The 5,899-nt window shown below is 66.9% G+C and carries 6 protein-coding genes; 4 read left to right on the top strand and 2 right to left on the bottom strand.

Annotated elements, in window-relative coordinates:
* Positions 1 to 175 precede the first annotated feature (175 nt).
* Positions 176 to 1,225, bottom strand: a complete 1,050-nt coding sequence (locus AB7O82_RS04445; RefSeq protein ID WP_428552127.1) for an LLM class flavin-dependent oxidoreductase — start codon at positions 1,223 to 1,225, stop codon at positions 176 to 178.
* 83 nt (positions 1,226 to 1,308) lie between these two features.
* On the opposite strand from AB7O82_RS04445, the gene AB7O82_RS04450 reads away from it, so the two are divergent.
* From AB7O82_RS04450 to AB7O82_RS04465, 4 genes are all read left to right on the top strand, one after another.
* Entirely contained in the window at positions 1,309 to 2,400 is a 1,092-nt protein-coding gene (locus tag AB7O82_RS04450) for an NAD-dependent epimerase/dehydratase family protein (RefSeq protein WP_428552129.1), read from the top strand.
* Positions 2,401 to 2,473: 73 nt separating this feature from the next.
* On the top strand, positions 2,474 to 4,072 hold the full coding sequence (locus AB7O82_RS04455) for a GMC family oxidoreductase (protein WP_428552132.1): 1,599 nt from the start codon (positions 2,474 to 2,476) through the stop codon (positions 4,070 to 4,072).
* Positions 4,073 to 4,079: 7 nt separating this feature from the next.
* Entirely contained in the window at positions 4,080 to 4,526 is a 447-nt protein-coding gene (locus tag AB7O82_RS04460) for a hypothetical protein (protein WP_428552134.1), read from the top strand.
* 35 nt (positions 4,527 to 4,561) lie between these two features.
* Complete coding sequence (locus AB7O82_RS04465; RefSeq protein ID WP_428552137.1) at positions 4,562 to 5,065, top strand: hypothetical protein; 504 nt, start codon at positions 4,562 to 4,564, stop codon at positions 5,063 to 5,065.
* Between the two features lie 296 nt (positions 5,066 to 5,361).
* Here AB7O82_RS04465 and AB7O82_RS04470 read toward each other — a convergent pair.
* A partial coding sequence (locus AB7O82_RS04470) for a DUF4214 domain-containing protein (RefSeq protein ID WP_428618719.1) occupies positions 5,362 to 5,899 on the bottom strand: 538 nt, incomplete at its 5' end.

Raw genomic sequence — 5,899 nt, forward strand, 5'->3', positions numbered from 1 at the left:
CTTATTTTGTACCGCGCGCTGCACGCCCGCCATTGATTACATGGGCGGGCGACACGCCCGCGGTCCAGAAGAGCATGAAGCTCAGGGCTGGGACCGCGCCGCTCCAGTGGCGCTCATGGGCTGCGTGGTCGACGAAGAAGGCGCCACTGGAGTGGCGCGGTCCCAACGAAGATCCTCACTTGAACTTCGGCATGACCTCCTGGCAGAGCAGCCGCAGCGCCGTCATGACACGGTCGTGGGGGATCAGGCTGCCGGGGTTGAGTTCGGCCAGGATGCCGTCGAGGCCCAGCACCTCGCGCAGCTCGACGAGGCGGTCGGTGACGCTGGCCGGGGTGCCGACGATCATGCGCTCGCGCAGCACCTCGTCGTAGTCGATCGACAGCATCTTCTGCCCGCGCTCGGCGCGGTTCTCGATCGCCCGCGCGCCGCTCGCCGTCGCCGAGGCGGCGAGGCGATCGCCGATGTAGCGCAGCAGATGCATGATGCTCTCGCGCGGCTCCTCGCGGGCCTTCTCCTCGGTGTCGGCGACGTACACCGGCACGCGAAGAAAGACCTCGCCCTTGCCTGGATGGCCCGCCTCCTTCCAGGCGTCGCGATAGGTCTTCACCAGCGGCGCCAGCTCGGAGAGGTTGCCGGTGCGGGCGGCGATGAAGATCGGATGGCCCAGCGTCGCGACCTCGACATAGGTGTCGGGGCTCGCCGCGGCGACGCGGATCTCCGGCCACGGCGTGCGCCACGGCTTGGGGGCCAGCCGCACGTTCTCGTAGGTGAAGTACTTTCCACTCCACGAGAAGCGCTCCTCGGTAAAGGCGAGCTTGACGATCTGCAGCGTCTCGGCGAAGCGCTCGCGGCTTTCGGCGTAGTCGACGCCGTAGGTCCTGTAGGTGTGGGCAAAACCGCTGCGGCCGACGCCGAAGATCAGCCGGCCCTCGCTCAGCTGATCGACCGTGGCGACCTCTTCCGCCAACCGCAGCGGATGGCAGAGCGGCAGCACCTGCACCGCGGTGCCGATCTTCATGCGCTTGGTGCGCGTGGCGATGGCCGATGCCAGGATCAGCGGCGAGGACAGCACCGAGCGCTCGGGCGCGAAATGCAGCTCGGCGAGCCACATCGCATCGAGGCCCCAGCGCTCCGCCGCATCGACCTGGGCGAACGAGTTGGCAAAGGATTGCGCCGAGCTTTCGCCAGGCAGCGCCTGAAACTCGTGGAACATGCCGAATTCCATCGGTCCTCCTCGGGCAGCGCGTTCGGCGACTGCAAACCCCAGCTTGCTCCGTCATATTAGGCGGAGGGAAGAGCAAGAATATCATGCCCAGGAAAGTTGTCGTCGCCGGTGCGACCGGTCTGGTCGGCTATGCAGTAATGAAGCATTTCGGCTCGCAGTCGGACTGCGAGGTCGTGGCGCTGTCGCGCCGGCGCCCCGACGAGACCTTTGGCGCCCGCTGGCGGCCTCTCGATCTTACCGACCCCGCGGCGGCGGCGGCGCTGGCGCCCGAGTTCTCCGGCGTCACCCACCTGGTCTATGCCGCACTCTACGAGCGGCCGGGGTTGGTCGCCGGCTGGCGGGAAGCGGAGCAGATCGAGACCAACGACCGCATGCTGCGCAACCTGCTGGGACCGCTCGAGCAGGCCTCGCCACAGCTCAGGCATGTTGCTTTGCTGCAGGGCACAAAGGCCTATGGCGTGCATGTCCGGCCGATGTTGGTGCCTGCGCGCGAGAATCGATCGGAGATGCATGAGCAGCCCAATTTCTACTGGAACCAGGAGCGCTACCTGCGTGCGCTGCAGCGCGGCAAGGCCTGGAGCTGGTCGATCCTGCGGCCCGTGTTGATCGTGGGCGATTCGGTGGGCAGTGCCATGAACGTGATCCCGGCGCTGGGCGTCTACGCCGCCCTGATGCGCCGCGCCGGCAAGAGGCGGCTCGACTATCCCGGCGGCGTCGGCCGCGTCGCCCAGGCAGTCGACGCCGACCTGCTGGCCCGCGCCATCGCCTGGTCGGGCGAGGCGGCGACGGCGCGCAACGAGATCTTCAACGTCACCAACGGCGACGTGTTCGTGTGGCCCAACGTGTGGCCGGCGATCGCCGCGGCGCTGGGCTTCGAGGCGGGCGATGCGGTACCCCTGTCGCTCGACCGCGAAATCCGCCCGCGCGAGGTCGAGTGGGCCGAGATCCAGGCCCAATACGGCCTGAAGAGCGCAAACCTGCGCGACTTCGTCGGGCTCTCGTTCGAGTATGCGGACTACACGATGGGCCATGGCCGTACCGTGCCCGGCCCACCGGCGCTGGTCTCGACCATCAAGCTCATGCAGGCCGGCTTCCACGAAGTCATGGACACCGAGACGATGTTCGCCAGGGCCTTCGCCGCAATGCAGGCGAAGAAGCTGCTGCCGCCTAGATGAGGACAACGCTCATTCCTCCCCCGTCATCGGCCGTCATCGGGGGAGGGGAAATGGAACATGGGGAGACGATGCAATGAACGACAAAGTCGACGTCCTGATCATCGGCTCGGGCGCTTCCGGAGCGGCGGTGGCGTGGAGCCTGGCCGAGACGAGGATGCGCATCCTTTGCCTCGAGCAGGGCGACTGGGTGAAGCCGACCGACTATCCAAGCAACGGCCGCGACTGGGAGGCGCGGCTGTTCGGCGACTTCGCCACCAGCCCCAATCGCCGCGCGCGGCCGACCGACTATCCGATCAACGACGACAACTCGCCGATCAAGGTGGTGAACTTCAACGGCGTCGGCGGCAGCACGATCATGTACACGGCGCACTATCCGCGCCTGCATCCATCCGACTTCAAGGTGCGCACGCTCGACGGCGTCGCCGACGACTGGCCGGTCGATTACGCGACGCTGGAACCGTTCTTCGCCGAAAACGACCGCATGACGGGCGTCTCGGGACTGGCCGGCGACCCGGCCTATCCACCCAAGCAGCCGCCGATGCCGCCGTTGCCACTCGGCAAGTCCGGCGCGCGCTTCGGCAAGGCGATGAACAAGCTCGGCTGGCACTGGTGGCCGTCCGACAGCTCGATCGCCACCGTCGACTACGAAGGTCGCGCACGCTGCATCAATCTCGGTCATTGCACGCCGGGCTGCGCGCAGGGCGCCAAGGCCAGCACCGATATCACCTACTGGCCGCTGGCGCTGCGCGCCGGAGTCGAACTGCGCACGCTCTGCCGGGTGCGCGAGATCACCGTGGGCCCGGACGGCATGGCGTCGGGCGTCGTCTACTACGACGCCAAGGGCCAGGAACAGTTCCAGCCGGCCGAGGTCGTGATCGTCGCCTGCAACGGCGTCGGCACGCCGCGCCTGCTGCTGAACTCCGTGTCCCGAAAGTTTCCCAACGGCCTCGCCAATTCGAGCGGCCTCGTCGGCAAGAACCTGATGTTCCATCCCTATGCCTACAGCTACGGCTACGTCGACGAGCCGCTCGACGGCAATCACGGCCCGCCGCTCTGCCTGTGGAGCCAGGAATTCTACGAGACCGATCCCAAGCGCGACTTCGTGCGCGGCTACACCTTCCAGTTCAGCCGCGGCTATGGCGCCATCCTCGAGGCGATCACCAGCACCGCTGCCGGCCGCCTGCCATGGGGCGACGATCATCATCGCGTCTATCGCCGCCTGCTCAACCACCGCATCGGCCTGTCGGCGATCTGCGAGGACCTGCCGGAGGAGCACAACCGGGTCACCCTCGACCCGGTACTGAAGGACGGCAGCGGCATCCCCGCGCCACGCATCGACTACACGATCGGCGAGAACAGCCGGCGCATGATCGCGCACGGTCTCGCCCGGGCGCGCGAGATCCTCGAGGCGGCCGGCGCCCGCGACATTGCCGTCGAATGCCCGATCCTGAATGGTGGATGGCACCTGCTGGGAACCGCACGCATGGGGCTCGATCCCGAGCGATCGGTGGTCAACGAATGGGGCCGCTGCCACGACGTGAAGAACATGTTCATCGTCGACGGCAGCATCTGGGTCACCTCGGGTGGGGTGAACCCGACCTCCACCATCCAGGCGCTGGCGCTCTACATCGCCGACAGCATCAAGCAGCGCCTCGCCACCCTGTTCGACTGAGGCTCCCATGACCGCCCCCGCTCTCTCAGCCGTCGAAGCACGCGACCTGCGCGCCCTTGCCGCCGCCATCATCCCCGCCAGCGCCGCGTACGGCGTGCCGGGTGCCGACGACGAGAAGATCTTTGCCGACATCCTGGCGAGCCTCGGCCGCGACCGCGACGATATCCGCACGGCTCTCGGCCGCCTGGCGGCGCTGTCCCGCGGCAGCTTCGCCGATCTCCTTCCTGGGCGTCGCACCGAGGTCGCTTCCGCACTGCGCTCCGAGGGCGGCAGCGCGCTGGCCGCTCTCGTGCGTGTCGTTCTGCTCTGCTATTACCGGGACGATCGGGTGATGCAGTCACTCGGCCAGGAACCCCGCCCGCCCTTTCCCAAGGGTCACGTCGTCGAGCAGGGAGATTGGTCGCTGCTCGACCCGGTACGCGCCCGCCCGCCGATCTGGCGCCGGGTCGGCTGAGCCTGATTATCGAGTGTCGAAGACTGGAGGCAAAGATGGCCTATACGCTGGAGCAACTGAGCAGCGACATCCGCGCAGCGCTGAAGGCCGACCCCGGCCAAGGCGGCAAGCAGGCGGTGTGCGGCTTGGTGTCCAAGGCATTGCGCGACGAGGCGTTCGTCGCCCAACACCTGACGGCCGAGCAGTGCAAGCCGCGCAAGGTGCTGTACGAGGATCCCGAGCTGGGCTTCTGCGTGTGCGGCCATGTCTACGAAAAGCCGGCGCACGGTTCGCCGCACGATCACGGCTCGAGCTGGGCGATCTACGGCGTGGCGGTCGGCGATACCGAGATGACCGACTGGCGCATCGTCCAGCCGGGCACGGGCGAGCAGCCATCCCTGGTCGTGCCGGAGAAGAGCTACGTCATGAAGCCCGGCGACGCCCACTTCTACGATGTCGGCGTCGTGCATTCGCCCAAGCGCGACACGCTCACCAAGCTGATCCGCATCGAAGGCGCCAACCTCGACCGCATCAAGCGCTCCAACATCAAGGCGGCGTGATCCTCATTCACCTCCCCCGTCTTCGGGCGTCTTCGGGGGAGGTGGCCCGGAGGGCCGGAGGGGAGAGCCCCAGTCGAAATCCCTCCGATTCTGACGTCGGAATCTGAAGCATCTCGACTGCGGCTCTCCCCCTTCGCCCCGTACGACGGGGCACCTCCCCCAATTGCGGGGGAGACACCCGGCACGCCCGGCGCGCACCACGATGATGAGAAAATCGGGGCGGTACCCTCCCCGATTTTCATAGGAGGAAATGAGATGTGTCCACTTCGCAGCAGCGAAGCCGGGGAGAAAGACGGTCAGGGCAACAGGTCGGCGACGACGAGATCGTGCGCCTGGGCGACGCCGACCAACACCGACAGCGGATCCGCTGTAACCGTCTGCAGCAACGTCCGCGCTTCCGCCCCGTCGTCCGCGGCCGTCCAGACCGAGCCGAGGCGCTGTTGCTCCTGCACGTATTCCATGTTCACCGCCACCTTCCCCATGAGGGTGGTTATGTCCTTGCCCGCCACGGTGTCCTGGGCGCCGCTCATGATGTCGACCAGAACCGACCCCACGAACTTGCCGGATGCCAGCGTCTGACGGATCTGGCCGGTCCAGTAGTTCAGACCGGCCGTATCCGAGGAGCGGTTGAACAGGTTGTTGTAGACGCTGTCGAGAAAGCTGCCGATCTCGGCGTCGCTCGCTCCGAACGGGTTGGTGAGGAAGGGATATAGCGCCTTCGCCTCATTGCTGATGCCGAAGGAGCTGGCGATGTTTGCGAACAGCGCGGCCGGACCCTGCGTCGGCAGGTTGGCGTGGAATTCGTTGACCCAGAACTGGAAGCCCGGAGCGTCC

The sequence above is a fragment of the Reyranella sp. genome (assembly GCF_050185545.1).
Taxonomy (GTDB): Bacteria; Pseudomonadota; Alphaproteobacteria; order Reyranellales; family Reyranellaceae; genus Reyranella.